Below are 14,820 nucleotides of genomic sequence, written 5' to 3' on the forward strand. Positions count from 1 at the left end.
GCCGCGCACGGCAAACGAGCGGCGCAGGCCTCCAGCCGACGGGCCCCACCGACCCAGCATGCTTGGTATAATGGTCTGACATTAAAGGGAGTCGAGAGGGGCCACGCAATGTCGGGCGGAACGCTCATCGTCGGCGCCAGCCAGGCCGGACTCCAACTTGCCGTGTCACTCAGGCAGTTGGGAGACACCGAACCGATCACCCTGGTGGGTGAGGAGATCCATCCGCCGTACCAGCGGCCGCCCCTGTCCAAGGAGTTCCTGACCGGCCAGACGGACCTGGAATCACTCGCCCTTCGCACACCGTCCTACTACACCGATGCCGGCATCGACCTCGTCCCCGGCGAGCGCGTCACCGAGGTCAACCTCTCCCCTTCCGGCCGCCCCGGATCCGGTAGCGCGAAGACCCCGAGCGGACGTGTCTTCGCCTTCGACCGGCTCGCCCTGACCGTCGGGGCCGGACCCCGTCGGCTCGCCGTGCCCGGCGCCGAACTCGACGGAATCCGCTATCTGCGCGACCGTGACGACGCCGCGCACCTCAGGCAACGGCTGACCACCGCGTCGCGGGTCGTGGTCGTGGGCGGCGGCTTCATCGGGCTGGAGGCGGCGGCGGTCGCCCGCGGGTTCGGCAAGGACGTCACCGTCGTCGAGGCCGCCGATCGGCTGATCTCGCGGGCGGTGGCGCCCGTCGTCTCGGAGTTCTACCGGCGGGCACATGTCCGGCGCGGCACCAGGGTGTTGCTGTCCGCGGCCGTGGCGGGATTCGACGGCGAACGCGGGCGCGTCACCGGAGTGCGGCTCGCCGACGGCACTCGGCTGCCGGCCGATCTCGTGCTGATCGGTGTCGGAGTACTCCCGCGTACCGAGCTCGCCGAGCACCTCGGGCTCGAGTGCGACCGCGGCATCGTCGTCGACGCCGGGGCCCGGACCAGCGATCCGCATGTCGTCGCCGCCGGGGACTGCACCGTGCAGCCGCACCCCGTGACGGGCCTCGGCCGGGTACGGCTGGAGTCCGTGCAGAACGCCGTGGCCCAGGCCACGACCGCCGCGGCAACGCTCCTCGGCACTCCGGCGCCGCAGCGGGCGGTGCCCTGGTTCTGGTCGTATCAGGGCGATCTCAAACTGCAGATCGCCGGCCTGTCGGGCGGCTACGACCAGCACGTGGTGCGGGGTGACCCGGACAGCGAGCGGTTCTCCGTCCTGTACTACCGGCAGGACGAACTCCTCGCGATCGACGCGGTGAACAGCCCGGCCGACTACATGGCGGTACGCAAGGCCCTCACCCAGGGCACGACCGTCCCGGCGAGTGTCGCCGGTGACAACGGCACTCCTCTGAAGGCACTGCTGACCACCGGGCGGGCCGTGGTGCCGTCCTCCTGAACACCACACACCTCGCCTTCTTGAGGAGAGGGCATGCGAAGAGGCGTGAGGCTGACTGCCTCACGCCTCTTCTGCTCGAACGACGGCCGTCAGATCACCGCGGATTCGAGCGACTCGGGGGCGAAGAGCTCCTCCGGGCGCCACAGCCGCTCCGAGAGCCCTTGCTCGTGGTGGTAGCGCAGGAACGTGGTCAGCGTCTCGTGGTTGCTCTCCAGGCCGTAGGACCAGTAGTCCTGGCCCAGCAAGGCGCGCGCCTCCTCCAGTTGGGGGGTGAGCCAGGGCAGCATGAAGCGGAGGGCGGAGGTGTCGTACAGGTTGCGGTACGCCGCGTCCTTGGCCGCCAGCATGGCCTTGTAGAGGGACTGCGCGACCCAGGGATGGCGGTCGTAGACATCCCGCCTGATCACCACCACATGCATGATCGGGAAGATCCCGGTGTCGGCGTAGTAGTCCTTCTCGGCGGCGACGACGTCCGGGAACACCCTCCGTACACGCGGGTCCCCGGCGACGAACGGGCTCGGTACCCGCGGCGTGCACAGCGCGTCGATCTCACCCTCGGCGAGCATCTCGGCCAGGGTCCTGTCCTCGGGGATGCGGCTGATACGCAGCGAGTCCGGCAGTTCCACGCCCGCCTTCTCGATGCGGCCGGGCGTCTCCTGCCCGCCGGTCAGATAACTGACCGAGTCGAAGGGCACTCCGTACCGGTCGGCCAGGATCCCCCGCATCCACACACAGGCCGTCAACTGGTACTCCGGCGTGCCGATGCGCTTGCCCCGCAGGTCCTCGGGGGCCGAGATACCCGCGTCGGTGTGGCAGTACAGCGAGCCATGCCGGAACATGCGCGAGGTGTAGACGGGCAGCGCGACGAAGGGTGCCGGATCGGCGCGCAACGACAGTACGTACGAGGAGAGCGACAGCTCGGCCACCTCGAACTCCTGGTGGCGCATCATGCGGAAGAACGTCTCCTCGACGGGCAGCCGCAGATAGGTCAGATCGATGCCGTCGGGACGGACGGTGCCCTCCTCCAGGGCGCGCGTGCGGTCGTAGTCGCCGCAGGCGAAGGTGAGTTGCAGTCGGGACATGGGGTGGTCGTCACCTGCCTTCCGCTGTCAGGCGTGCGTCCAGACGCGGGTACACGCGCCGGGCGTTGGCCTCGTAGACCTTGTGCCGCTGCTCGTCGTCGAGTCCCGCCCGGTCGACGTAGCTCTTGGTGTCGTCCCAGGCGATGCCGGTCTGCGGGTCCGCGCCGCGCACGGCGCCCAGCATCTCCGAGGCGAACAGGATGTTGTCGGCTCCGATCACGCGGTGCAGCAGGTCGATGCCCGGCTGGTGGTACACGCAGGTGTCGAAGAAGACGTTGTTCATCAGGTGGTCGGAGGGGTCCGGCCGACCCAGGCGGACGGCCAGACCGCGGTAGCGTCCCCAGTGGTACGGCACGGCACCGCCGCCGTGCGGGATCACGAACCGCAGCGCGCGGAACCGGGCGAACAGGTCGCCCTCGGCGAACTGCATGAAGGCCGAGGTGTCGGCGTTGAGGTAATGGGCGCCCAAGGCATGGAAGTTGGGGTTGCAGGACGCCGAGACATGGATCATCGCGGGGACGTCCAGTTCGACCATCGTCTCGTACAGGGGGTACCAGAACGGGTCGGTGAGCGGGGGCGAGGTCCAATGGCCGCCGGACGGGTCCGGGTTGAGGTTGCAGCCGACGAACCCGAGGTCGTCCACACAGCGGCGCAGTTCGGCGATGGCGTCGTCGAGCGTACCGCCCGGCGTCTGGGGCAACTGGCACACGGCGGCGAAGTTCCGCGGGAACAGCTCGACGGCCCGGTGGACGAGGTCGTTGTTCACCCGCGCCCAGGTACGTGCGGTCGCCGGGTCCGGGACATGGTGTTCCATGCCGGATGCCTTCGGCGAGAAGAGCATCAGGTCGCCGCCGCGTTCCCGCAGCAGCTTCAGCTGGTTGGTCTCGACGCTCTCCCGGATGGCGTCGTCGCTGATCGCGGCGGGTTCGGGGACAGGCAGCGACGGGTCGGCGAGACGGGCCAGCTGCGCGTTGCGAAAGGCCTGGTGGGGCCGGGGTGCCGTGGTGTAGTGGCCATGTACATCAATGATCATCCGCGGTCTCCCGGTCGACGTAGGTCAGGCCCTTGTGGGCCAGGCGCTCACGCATCGAGTTGACGTCGAGGCTCAGCTCGCCGTTCGCATAGCGTTTGCGGCTGACGGCCTCCTTCTCCTCCCGCGCCCGGCAGCCGTCGAGCACGGCCCGGGCGTCGTGCCGCGGCACGACGACCACACCGTCGTCGTCGGCGACGACGACGTCGCCGGGCCGGATGTGCTGTCCGGCGCAGACGATGGGGGTGTTGACGTCACCGAGGGTCTCCTTGACCGTGCCGAACGCGCTGATGTGCCGCGCCCATACGGGGAATCCCATTCGCTGCAGCTCCGCCACGTCACGGCAGCCGGCGTCGATGACCACTCCGCGCACACCGCGCGCGGAGACCGCGGTGGCAAGCAGGTCCCCGAAGTAGCCGGCCTGGGAGGGCGAGGTCGGGGAGACCACGAGGATGTCGCCGTCCCGGCACTGCTCCACGGCGACATGGATCATCCAGTTGTCGCTGGGCGGCACGCTCACCGTCACGGCGGTGCCCGCGATGTGCGCGCCCGGCCACACGGGACGCAGTGCGGGGTCGAGGAGCCCGGTGCGGTGCTGGGCTTCGTGGACGGTGGCCACGCCGAACGCCGCCAGGGCGTCGACAGTGGCCCGCTCGGCGCGAACCGGGTCGCGTACGACGATGCTCATGCGGCCGCCCAGGGCAGGAGCGAGACGTGCACGGCGTCCTCGCCGCTCTCGCCGCCGACCGTGCGGATGGCACGGTCGACCTCGGTGAGGGGGAAGCTGTGGGTGCTGAGTTTCTCCAGGGGGAAGCGGCCCGATGCGAGCTGCTCCAGGGCGAGTTCGCAGGAGCGGTAGCTGTGGCCGCGAGCGCTTTTCAGCGCGATCGACTTCTCCGTCAGCTTCTTCATGGGGAAGTCGGGGAACGCGGCCAGTTCGCCCTGGACCACCATCGTGCCCTCACGCCGCTTGAGTGCGTCGATGCCGAGCAGCACGGGTGCGGTGCCCGCGCCCGCGGTGCAGTCCAGGACCACGTCGACCCCGCGCCCGCCGGTGATGTCCAGGACGCGGGAGAGGGCGTCCTCCTGGGTGATGTCGATGACGTGGTCGGCACCCAGCTCGCGGGCCAGGGACAGGCGCGCCGCGTCCCGGGTGGTGCCGGTGACGATGATGAGGGAGGCACCGGCCTGCTTACATGCGACGACTTGGGACAGCCCCTGCTGTCCGGGGCCCTGGATGAGGACGGTGGAGGCGTAGCCGACGCCCGCGGTGACCAACGCCCACTCGATGCCGTTCGACAACGGCGTGACGAGCCCTGCGAGTTCGGCCGACACCCCGTCGGGCACGCGGTGGGTGACCGAGTTCCACGGCAGATAGAGGTACTGGGCGAAGCCGCCCCACAGGTGGTACGGGTGGTTCGCCGATGTGTAGCCGTAGCGGCGGGCGTCGGTGTTGGTACGCCAGTCGGTGGCCTCGCAGTGGCGGTACTCGCCCCGGTGGCACCACTCGCAGCGATAGCAGCCGACGTAGTGCTCGACGAACACCCGGTCCCCTTCGGCCAGGCCCTTGCGTTCGGTGAAGGTGCGGCCGGCCTTCGCGATGACGCCCACGTTCTCGTGTCCCATGATCACGGGGTCGGTGAACGGCGGCTTTGCGTACATCTTCACGTCGGTGCCGCAGATCCCCGCCACCTCGACCTTCAACAGGGCTCCGTCTTCGGGTATGTCCGGCATCGGGAACTCCCGCAGCTCGGTCCGGCCGGGCGCCGTTCTTACCGCCGACAGCACCTGTTCCGCCATGACGTCGTCTCCTCACGTTCGGGGATGTCCCGCCGGAACGACAGTCTATGGACTTATGGACTAACCATGCTACCTTTTCGAGTCATGGCCGTACCTCAACTCAGGACCGTGACCCGGACGCAGGGCAACAACGAGGCGCTCAAGACGGGGGTGGTCACGCCCCGCGGCTTCCGCTTCGAGTTCGAGGAAGTCCCCGTTCTCGTCGACGCCTTCCGGCGCATGGTGCGCGGGCTGGAGTTCGACGTCAGCGAGATGGCACTGACCACGTATCTCGTCGCCAAGGCGCACGGCGCACGGTTCACCGCCGTGCCCGTCTTCCTGGTGCGCGGTTTCCACCACGGGGCGGTCTTCCATGACCCGGCGTCGGATGTGCGCAGCCCCAAGGACCTCGAGGGCCGCAGGGTCGGCGTCAGCCGGGGCTACACGGTGACCACCGGCGTCTGGGCGCGCGCGGTCCTCCAGGAGGAGTATGGCGTGGACCTCGACAAGGTCACCTGGGTGCTGTCGGGCGACGAGCACGTCGCAGCGTACCGGCCCCCGGCGAACGTCGTCCCCGTGGACTCCGGTGGTTCGCTTGAGGACGCGCTGCTCGCCGGGGACCTCGCCGCGGTGATCGGACCCAGGCCGGCGTCCTCGGCCCTTGCTCCGCTGATCCCGGAGCCCGCAGAGGCGGGCTTCACCGCCCTGCGTGAACGCGCCCTGTACCCGATCAACCACCTGATCGTCATCCGTGACGAACTGCTCGCGGAACAACCCGAGTTGGGTGCTCTGGTCTTCGACGCCTTCGCCCGGGCCAAGCAGCTCTACGTGGACCGGCTGCACAGCGGAGGCGTCAACTCCCCCACCGCTACGGACCGCATGTACCGGCGGGTCCTGGAGGTGACCGGCATGGATCCGCTGCCGTACGGCCTGGAGCCGAACCGCGCCGTGCTGGAACAGCTCATGCGGCACGCGGTGGACCAGCACATCCTCGAACGGCCGCTTCCCCTGGAGGGGTTGTTCGCCGAGAGCACGCGCACGCTGATCGCCTGAACGCACGCTCACCGTCAGCCGAAGGGACCCGTATGCGCATCGCCATCGCCGCCGACCACAACGGCTACGCCCTCAAAGTCCGGCTCACATCCTGGCTGACCGCGCAGGGGCACACCGTCGACGACCGCGGCAGCCACAGCGAGGATACGGTCGACTACCCGCTGCTGTGCGCGGATGTGTGCCGGCAGGTGACCGAAGGTCACGCCGAGCGCGGGATCGTCCTCGGTGGAAGCGGACTCGGAGAGACCGTCGCCTGCAACAAGATCCGGGGGATTCGGGCGGGGCTGTGCCACGACCTGTGGAGCACCCGCATCTCCCGCGGAAACAACGACTCCAACGTCCTTGTCCTGGCCGCCAAGATCCTGGCACCCGAGGACGCCGAGGACATCGTCGGGACATGGCTGACGACACCCTTCAAGGGCGGGGTGCACGCACGGCGGCTCGAGCAGATCGCCGCGCTGGAAGAGGAGTCGGCGCGCACCTGAGCCAGGGGCCCGGCCGCGCCTCCCCTCCCGGCCGGGCCCCTTCATCTCTTAAGTCCGCACTCCCGCCAGGAACTTCAGCACCCGTGTCGGCGCCGACTCCTCGGTCTGCTCGGCCACCGGAACGTCCCAGTACTCGTTGTCGGGCAGGCATTCCTGCAGATACCTGGCGGCCGACGGCGCGTGCGACGTGTCCTCGCCGGGGACGATCAGCACCGGTACGTCCAGCCCGAGCAGATCTTCCGGTTCGGGACCCGGCACGGTGTCCCGGTCGAACAGCAGCCGCGCCATGCCGGTGACCGTCGCCCGGTAACGGTCGAGGTCAGTCCGTGCGTAGGCGTCGGCGAACCCGGCGTCGGTCCGGATCACCCGGGCCCAGGGGCCGACCCGGGGATCCTTCGTGAAGCCTGCGTCCGAGCCACGCGCGAGGGACACCACCTGCGCCAGTCCGTGCTCGTCGGCGTACACCGCATGACTGCGGAATCGATCGTGCTGTTTCATCCGGTACTTCACCCCGCCCGCGGGCGAGTACAGCACCATGCTCAGCACCCGCTCGGGGTGGGCGACCGCGAATGCGGCGACGGTGGAGCAGCCGACGCATCCTCCCATCAGGTGCGCCCGCTCGATGCCGAGGTGGTCGAGCAGGCCGACACCCTGGCGGACGTAGTCGGCCCAGGAGATCCGCTCCAACCGTCCCCCCGACCGACCCGACTCACGCCGGTCGAAGGTCACACAGGTGTAGTTCCGGGCGAGGTGGTCGAGCAACCGCAGGCGCCGGTAGACGCCCACGGTCCGCCAGCCCTCCAGGCTGGAGTCGAAGCCTCCGGGGGAGAACATCAGCAGCGCCGGTCCCGAACCGGTGACCTCGTAGCGTGTGGGAATTCCGTCGATGACGGCGGTGGGCACGGTCGTTCGCTCCTTTCGCGTGATGCAGGCCGACCCGATGGCCGGCCGGTTGTCAGGTCGCCGGCGGGACGGGCACACCGCCGGCGACCTGGCGTGCCGCTCGCACGTCCGCGGTGTAGGCGGTGATCGCGTCGAGCGTGATCCGGGCGACGTTGGCATAGGTGTCCGGGGGATCGTCGAGGGCGGACGCGGCATAGCCGATGGCCGCGTGGGCCATGCGCATCCGCCCGTCGAGCCAGGGACCGCCGCCGAAGCCGCCGAGCACCGGGATGGAGACGGCCTCGGCCACGGCCGCGCCCACCACCGGCCCGGAGTTGGTGAAGTTCAGCAGGGCGGCACCCGCCTCCTGAAGCCGTTCGGCCTCCGCGACGAGGGCGTCCTTCATCTCCACCGGCACCTGGTCGGCACTCGAGGGAATGGCGCTGTACTCCACTCCGTACCGCAGTGCCGTCTGCGGGGTGATCCCGAACTGGGCGAACACCGGGATGCCCGCGCGGGTGATCGCGGTGACGGCATCGGGGAAATCGGAGGCCGCGTCCACCTTGACCATGTCGACTCCGGCCTCCTTGACGAACCGGATGGCCGCCCTGACCGCGCTGTCCGTTCCCTCCTGCAACGGGCCGAAGGGGAAGTCGGCGCTCACCAGGGCCCGTCGCACACCTCTGCGTACCGCCTGGGCGACGGTTATCATTTGATCCATCGTCACCTCGAAGGGGTTGCTCTGCCCCCACAGGTTCACGCCGACGGTGTCGCCGACGGAGACCAGGTCGACACCGGCCCGGTCGACGATGCGCGCGATCTGGTAGTCCCAGGCCACGACACCGACGATCTTGCGCTTCTCGTCCTTCATGCGCTGCAACCCGCGCAGGGTGACCTTCTCGGGCATACGGGTCCTCCTAGGGCCTGTCGTTCGGATCACGCCGACGTCGCGGGCCGCGGCACACGCATCTGCCGCGTTGTCGCCGACCTCCTCCGCCTTGCAACTGCACGCACCACACCCCGCTCGGGCCGGCCGAAAGGCGCAGCCTCTCCCAGCCGACCCGATCCAACGACAGGATCTAGACCCTGAGGGCCGTGAGCAGTTCGAAGGCGTCGCCCTCGTCGGCGGACAGCAGCAGCACGCGGGCATAGGGACGCAGAGCCGCGACGGCGTCGTCGGCCTCGAAACCGTCGCCAAGGATCACGCCCGCCGTGGTGATCCCCCGCCGGCCGCAGATCCTGCCGATCGCGGCCGCCGCGGCCCGGCCGCCGTCCTCCGTGGCGAGGACGACGACCACGTCGGTGCCGGCGAGAACCTCGTCGAGCGGAACGGTGGGGCCGTCCAGCTCGTGCAGCAGGCCGTCGCCGTCCCGGACCTCGCGGCTGGTGTAGAAGCGGGCATGGGCCCAGGACCGCTGGGCGAGACGGCGGACCACCGACGCGGCCCGATCGTCCAGCGCCACGACCCGTGCGGCCCGGGCCGGGGCGATGGGTACGTCGATCCGGAACCGGGACTCGCTCGCCGAGGCCGCTCGGGCGCTCTCACTCAGATGCATCGACGCGGTCGTCATGTCACACCGAGGTCTGAGCGACGCCGGGGGTCACCTTCACCGCGTCACGGCAGGAGTCCAGGAAGGACTCGGCCTGCGGCAGTACCACCGCCGCCGACCGCACCCGTTGGTGCGCCGGATCCACACCGGGCGGCGTGACGCCCTCGTCCCGCAGTGCGATAGCGGCCTTGCGCAGTTTCTGCCGGGCCTTGATGATCCCGCTGTCGGCGGGGACGAGCCGTTCCTTGGAGCGGTCGACGATGGGCCCCATGCTCTCCTGGAGGGAGGCGTCCTGCATGGCGATGCCCGCCACGCCGGAATAGGTCTCACCGCGCTTCTGCGCCTCGCGGTCGATCAGATAGTCGTTGTCCATGTTGGCCATGGGCCGGTACGTGCCGGGGATGTTCTTGCTGTGGACGCCATGACCGTCGATCATGGCCTGCCGTTCGGTCTCGGTGAGGGCCCGCACGGGGTGGTAGTCGAAGGAGTATGTCCAGCAGTTCTCGTCGTCGATCGGCACCCAGAAGTGGCCGTGCACCGGGTGGTCACCGCGCGGCGGGACCATGGTGAAGGCGGGCATGACCCAGGGCGTGATCCGCCAGTAGTACTGTCCCTCCTCGGCGTTGCGCCGAGCGCCCACGAACAGGCCGCCCACGCTGTCGGCGACCTCGAAGAAGGGTTTGGTGTCCTTCAGGTTGTACTCGTTGCCCTTCGCGCCCTTGAACAGCGGGTCGGTCTTCAGTCCGCCGGAGTGCAGGAAGGTGACATGGCTGGAGTCGATGCCGCCTTCGAAGGCCTGGAGCCAGTTGCACTGCTGCCAGCGCTTGGAGGTGTAGGTCTGCTCGGCCGGGACGTGGACCCACTCGAACTCCGGGAGCGGGGGCCGGGTGGCCGCGTCCCCCATGTGGGTCCACAGCACGTCGCCTATCTTCACCAGGGGGTACGACGTCAACTGGACGTTCTGGCAGAAGCTGCTGTTGTCGGCCTCCGAGGGGACCTCGATGCACTGGCCGGTCACGTCGTACTTCCAGCCGTGGTACGGGCAGCGCAGCCCGGATCCCTCGTTGCGGCCGAACCACAGGGAGGCGCCGCGGTGGGCGCAGAACTCGTCGATGAGGCCGTAGCGCCCTTCGCTGTCGCGGAAGGCCACCATGCGTTCGGACAGAAGCTTGACGCGTACCGGCGGGCAGTCGTCCTCCGGGAGTTCCTCCGCGAGCAGCGCGGGGATCCAGTACTGGCGGAACAGTTCGCCCATCGGCGTTCCGGGTCCGGTCTGGGTGAGCAGCTCGTTGATGTCTTTTCTGAGCACGGCCATATCCCTTTCAGGTACTGACCCGCCGGCGGGTCGTGGACATCGGTGCGGAGCTCGGTGTGGAACGGTGCGTCGGCCGCCCGGCGCTCACGGCTGTTCCGGGGGGATGTCGACGGTGATCCCGTCGAGTTCCCGGGTGAGACGGATCTGGCACGACAGACGGCTGGTCTCCCGGCGCTCTGCCACGGCCAGGTCGAGCAGGTCGTCCTCCATGTCGCCCGGCGGTCCGACCAGCGGCGCGAACTCCTCGCGCACCCACACATGGCAGGTGGCGCAGGACTGGTTGCCGCCGCATTCGGCGACGATCCCGGGAACACCGTTCTTCACCGCAGCCGCCATGACCGAGTCCCCGACCGTCGCATCGACGGTGTACTCGGGACCGTCGCTGCCGACGAAGATCACCTTGGGCAAGGTCCCTGTTTCCTCTCGCGATCGGCGGAATCCACTGCGAACGGGCATGCCGCTGGGGCCGCACTCCGTTCGGTGGTCTGTCCATTAGACCAGAATGCGGAAAGGGGGAACAAGAGACGGGACGAGGGATCACAATCGGCGGCATGGGAACACTGATCCTGCTCCGCCACGGCGAGAGCGTCTGGAACGCCAGGCAGCTGTTCACCGGCTGGACCGACGTCGGCCTGACCTCCCACGGAGAACAACAGGCCCAACGATGTGGTGACTTGCTGCGCGAGGCGGGTCTTGTGCCCGACGCGGTGCACAGCTCGGTCCTGACCCGGGCGGTGCGAACCGCCGACCTGGTCGCCGGGAGCGCCGGCGCCCACAGGGCGCGGACCACCGCACACTGGCGGCTCAACGAACGCCACTACGGAGCCTTGCAGGGCCGGGAGAAGGGCGACGTCCTCGAGGAGTTCGGCGAGGAACGCTTCCGGCTCTGGCGCCGCTCCTACGACGCCGCCCCGCCGCCGGTCGCCGAAGGCGCCCCGGGAGACGTGTCCGACGACCCGCGCTACGCGGACGTACCTCGTTCCCTGCTGCCGCGCACGGAGTCGCTCGCCGACGTCACGGCCCGGCTGCTGCCGTACTGGCATCAGGCCGTCGTACCTGATCTGCGCGCGGGCCGCACCACGTTGCTCGTCGCGCACAGCAACTCGCTGCGCGCCCTGGTCGCCCACCTGGACCGAATGAGCCGCGAGGAGGTGCCGGGCCTCAACATCCCCACCGCCATGCCCCTGCGGTACGACCTCGGAGAGGACTTGAAGCCGCGCGTCCGGGGCGGGTGCTACCTGGAACCCGCGGCCGCCGCGACGGCGGCCGCGGAAGTGGCCGCAGAGGGATTCCGATCATCGCGCGCGACTCGTTGACGCCCTTCAGTAGTGGACTTATGGTTCTACCAATCCACACCCCCTATTTCCCTGTCAGCGCACGTCATGTCGCAAGAGCCGACCAGGAAGGGCCGCCGAATGGCCAAGGATGCGCTCGTCAACGACTCCCTGGCGGCGAAGTTCGCCACCGAGAAGGAATCGCCCTACACCCGCTGGGTCGCCGCCGAAGGGCTCGACATCATCGCGGCCCACTACATCCCCGATCTGCGTACCGTCGAGCTGAAGCCGTGGGAACGACGCGGCGGCCGGGGTGTCTTCATCAACCACGAGGCCACCCGCACCTCCAACGACTGCTACGTGTGCGAGATCCCGGCCGGCGGCGCACTCGCCCCCCAGCGGCAGCTGTTCGAGGAGATGATCCTGGTCCTCGAGGGCCAGGGGTCGACGAAGGTCTGGAACGACTCCGGCGCCGAGGTCACCTTCGAGTGGCAGGCCGGATCGATCTTCGCCATTCCGCTCAACGCCCATCACCAGCACTTCAACGGCTCCGGCCGCAAGGCGGCGCGCTTCGTCTCCTCGACGAACCTGCCTCCCGTCATCAACCTCTACGGCGACCCGGACTTCGTCTTCAACACCCCGAGGGACTTCCCGGACCGCTTCGACGGCGAGCCCGACTACTTCTCCCCCAGGGGCGAGCAGAAGGGGCTGCTGCTCGACACGAACTTCGTCGCGGACGCGGTCAACCTTCCGCTGATCGAGGCGAAGGAGCGGGGCGCGGGTGGTGGGCACATCCGCTTCGCGATGGCCAAGGGGTCGATGAACAGCCACATCTCCCAGTTCCCGACCGCCACGTACAAGAAGGGGCACCGGCACGGACCCGGCGCCCACGTCATCATCCTCTCCGGCGAGGGCTACAGCCTCATGTGGCCCGAGGGCGAGGAGCCCCGCCGCTACGAGTGGGGGCCGGGCGCGTTGATCGTCCCGCCGAACATGTGGTTCCACCAGCACTTCAACACCGGTGCTGAGCCGAGCCGTTATCTGGCCTTCAAGCACGAGGTCGTGTCCGTACGCAACGCTCAGGGCGTGCCGAAGGCCTGGATCAGCCGGCGCATCGGTGGCGACCAGATCGACTACGCCGACGAGTCGTCCTATGTGCGTGAGACGTTCCGGGAGGCCCTGGCCAAGCACGGGATGGAGCCCAGGATGGACGCCGTGTACGAGGCGGAGCTCGCCACGCTCCCGCCGAGCCCGGAGCAGTCGGCCACCGTCTGACACAGGAAGTTGAGGAGCGGGAACCGTGCGGCACGCCGAAGACCACAACCATGACGACGGGGTGCGCACGGTTCACTCGGCGTACCTCCCCGACCACGACCACGTGCACGACGACGACGTGGCCGGGGCGCTCGAGGACAACCCGATCTGGCAGCAGGACAACGTCACCCTGCACAGCGTGGGCATCGACATCGGGTCCTCCGGCACCCAGGTCGTCTTCTCCCGCCTGCATCTACGGCGTATCGGCGAGGATCTGACGAGCCGGTACCTCGTGGTGCGGCGGGAGACCCTGCACCGCTCCCCGGTGGAACTCACGCCCTACGCGAGCGACGAGTACATCGACGCCGAGGCCCTCGGCGCGATCATCGACGTGGCGTACAAGGAGGCGGCCGTCGATCCGGCCGACGTCGACACCGGTGTCGTGATCCTCACCGGCGAGGCGTTGCGCCGGCGCAACGCGGAGGCGATCGCCGCCGTCCTCGCCGAGCGCGGGGGCGAGCTGGTCAACGCGAGCGCGGGCCACCACATGGAGGCCATGCTGGCCGCCTACGGATCGGGAGCCGCCAAGGCGTCGTACGACACCGGGCGGCGCATCCTCAACGTCGACATCGGAGGCGGGACCACCAAGCTCGCCGTGCTGGACCGGGGGCGGGTCGTCGCCACCGCCGCCGTGCACATCGGTGGCAGACTCCAGGTGGTCGACGCCGAGGGACGTATCGTCCGGCTCGATCCGGCCGGCCGTGTGCATGCCGAGCGGGCCGGGTTCGTGGGCTGGACGTGCGGTGACACCGTCCGGGGCGAGGAACTGGACCGCGTGGCCGAGGCGATGGCGGACACGCTGGTCGAGGCCCTCACCGCGGCGGCGCCCGGCGCACATGTCCGGGACCTCCTCCTCACCGAGCCGCTGCCCGAACTCGCCCCGGTCGACGGGGTGATGTTCTCGGGCGGGGTCGCCGAATACGTCTACGGCAGGGAGCGTACGGACTTCGGAGACCTCGGTCGCCGACTGGGACGCGCCCTGCGCCGGCGGCTGGACGACGGTGCACTGCCGTATCCCTTGCTTCCGCCGGGCGAGTGCATCCGCGCTACGGCGGTGGGCGCATCGGAGTACAGCGTCCAGCTCAGCGGCAACACCGGGTTCATCTCGGACCCGGACGCATTGCTGCCGCGCCGCAACCTGCAGGTGCTCAGGCCGGCGTACGAGCTCGGCGAGAGGGTCGACAGCGGTGCGGTCGAGTCGGCGGTCCGCCGGCATCTGGTCGCCCTGGACGTCGCGCAGACGGGTGCGGACATCGCCCTCGCCCTGACGTGGAGCGGGCCGCCGAGCTACGACCGGCTGCTGCCCTTCGCACGCGGCCTCCGGGACGCGCTCGCCGAACGGTTCGCGCAGGGACGACCGTTGTACGTCGTGCTCGACGGCGATGTGGCACTCACGCTCGGCCGGCTGTTGCGGGACGAGCTGGACGTCACCGTCGATCTGCTCGTCATCGACGGGCTGAGCCTGCGGGACTTCGACTACGTCGACATCGGACGGGTGCGCTTCCCGTCCCGCACGGTGCCGGTCACGATCAAGTCGCTCGTCTTCGGACCGGATCCCGGCCGACCCCCGCTTCCCCATGACCCGAAGCCCAGGGGTGTGAACCCCTCGTCCCCGGGCCGTAACAATAAAGTAAAGCTCTTGTCCGATGGTTAGACCATAAGACCGACCCTGCTGTTTT

Annotated in this window: 15 protein-coding genes; 6 read left to right on the plus strand and 9 right to left on the minus strand. The window is 69.2% G+C overall.

What is annotated here, in order from left to right:
- Window positions 1–108: 108 nt before the first annotated feature.
- A complete protein-coding gene (locus RCR19_RS40995; protein WP_331270182.1) occupies window positions 109–1,377 on the plus strand; it encodes an FAD-dependent oxidoreductase in 1,269 nt (422 codons plus the stop codon).
- 89 nt (window positions 1,378–1,466) lie between these two features.
- On the opposite strand, the gene RCR19_RS41000 is transcribed toward RCR19_RS40995, so the two are convergent.
- Genes RCR19_RS41000 through RCR19_RS41015 form a run of 4 tightly spaced genes read right to left on the minus strand, consistent with a single transcriptional unit; the run spans window position 1,467 to window position 5,289 of the window.
- Entirely contained in the window at window positions 1,467–2,459 is a 993-nt protein-coding gene (locus RCR19_RS41000; RefSeq protein ID WP_331270183.1) for an ABC transporter substrate-binding protein, read from the minus strand.
- A 10-nt stretch (window positions 2,460–2,469) separates the two neighbouring features.
- Window positions 2,470–3,492, minus strand: coding sequence for an amidohydrolase family protein (locus RCR19_RS41005; protein ID WP_331270184.1), 1,023 nt, complete (start codon window positions 3,490–3,492; stop codon window positions 2,470–2,472).
- The gene (locus tag RCR19_RS41010) at window positions 3,482–4,177 is read right to left on the minus strand and encodes a 4-carboxy-4-hydroxy-2-oxoadipate aldolase/oxaloacetate decarboxylase (RefSeq protein WP_331270185.1); all 696 of its coding nucleotides are present in this window, start codon (window positions 4,175–4,177) and stop codon (window positions 3,482–3,484) included. The genes RCR19_RS41005 and RCR19_RS41010 overlap by 11 nt, the downstream gene beginning before the upstream one ends.
- Window positions 4,174–5,289 (minus strand): zinc-binding dehydrogenase, encoded by a 1,116-nt coding sequence (locus RCR19_RS41015; RefSeq protein ID WP_331270186.1) that lies wholly within the window; start codon window positions 5,287–5,289, stop codon window positions 4,174–4,176. The genes RCR19_RS41010 and RCR19_RS41015 overlap by 4 nt, the downstream gene beginning before the upstream one ends.
- Window positions 5,290–5,373: 84 nt before the next feature.
- On the opposite strand from RCR19_RS41015, the gene RCR19_RS41020 reads away from it, so the two are divergent.
- Together RCR19_RS41020 and RCR19_RS41025 are read left to right on the plus strand one after the other, a co-directional pair.
- Window positions 5,374–6,321, plus strand: coding sequence for an ABC transporter substrate-binding protein (locus RCR19_RS41020; protein WP_331270187.1), 948 nt, complete (start codon window positions 5,374–5,376; stop codon window positions 6,319–6,321).
- Between the two features lie 32 nt (window positions 6,322–6,353).
- A complete protein-coding gene (locus RCR19_RS41025; RefSeq protein ID WP_331270188.1) occupies window positions 6,354–6,806 on the plus strand; it encodes an RpiB/LacA/LacB family sugar-phosphate isomerase in 453 nt (150 codons plus the stop codon).
- Between the two features lie 48 nt (window positions 6,807–6,854).
- On the opposite strand, the gene RCR19_RS41030 is transcribed toward RCR19_RS41025, so the two are convergent.
- From RCR19_RS41030 to RCR19_RS41050, 5 genes are all read right to left on the minus strand, one after another.
- Window positions 6,855–7,709, minus strand: coding sequence for an alpha/beta hydrolase (locus RCR19_RS41030; protein WP_331270189.1), 855 nt, complete (start codon window positions 7,707–7,709; stop codon window positions 6,855–6,857).
- Between the two features lie 52 nt (window positions 7,710–7,761).
- Window positions 7,762–8,595, minus strand: coding sequence for a 3-methyl-2-oxobutanoate hydroxymethyltransferase (locus tag RCR19_RS41035; protein WP_331270190.1), 834 nt, complete (start codon window positions 8,593–8,595; stop codon window positions 7,762–7,764).
- Window positions 8,596–8,767: 172 nt separating this feature from the next.
- Window positions 8,768–9,244, minus strand: a complete 477-nt coding sequence (locus tag RCR19_RS41040) for a 3-methyl-2-oxobutanoate hydroxymethyltransferase (protein WP_234381226.1) — start codon at window positions 9,242–9,244, stop codon at window positions 8,768–8,770.
- Between the two features lie 16 nt (window positions 9,245–9,260).
- Window positions 9,261–10,547 (minus strand): Rieske 2Fe-2S domain-containing protein, encoded by a 1,287-nt coding sequence (locus RCR19_RS41045; RefSeq protein ID WP_331270191.1) that lies wholly within the window; start codon window positions 10,545–10,547, stop codon window positions 9,261–9,263.
- Window positions 10,548–10,637: 90 nt separating this feature from the next.
- Entirely contained in the window at window positions 10,638–10,961 is a 324-nt protein-coding gene (locus tag RCR19_RS41050; RefSeq protein WP_331270192.1) for a 2Fe-2S iron-sulfur cluster-binding protein, read from the minus strand.
- Window positions 10,962–11,104: 143 nt separating this feature from the next.
- On the opposite strand from RCR19_RS41050, the gene RCR19_RS41055 reads away from it, so the two are divergent.
- The 3 genes from RCR19_RS41055 (at window position 11,105) to RCR19_RS41065 (ending at window position 14,795) form a co-directional block, all read left to right on the plus strand.
- A complete protein-coding gene (locus RCR19_RS41055; RefSeq protein ID WP_331270193.1) occupies window positions 11,105–11,869 on the plus strand; it encodes a 2,3-bisphosphoglycerate-dependent phosphoglycerate mutase in 765 nt (254 codons plus the stop codon).
- A 99-nt stretch (window positions 11,870–11,968) separates the two neighbouring features.
- Window positions 11,969–13,102 (plus strand): ethanolamine ammonia lyase-activating protein, encoded by a 1,134-nt coding sequence (locus tag RCR19_RS41060; protein ID WP_331270194.1) that lies wholly within the window; start codon window positions 11,969–11,971, stop codon window positions 13,100–13,102.
- A gap of 25 nt (window positions 13,103–13,127) precedes the next feature.
- Entirely contained in the window at window positions 13,128–14,795 is a 1,668-nt protein-coding gene (locus RCR19_RS41065; RefSeq protein WP_331270195.1) for an ethanolamine ammonia-lyase reactivating factor EutA, read from the plus strand.
- The last annotated feature ends 25 nt before the right edge of the window (window positions 14,796–14,820 follow it).

The sequence above is a fragment of the Streptomyces sp. WAC07094 genome (assembly GCF_036320405.1).
In the GTDB taxonomy this organism is placed as follows: Bacteria; Actinomycetota; Actinomycetes; order Streptomycetales; family Streptomycetaceae; genus Streptomyces; species Streptomyces lannensis.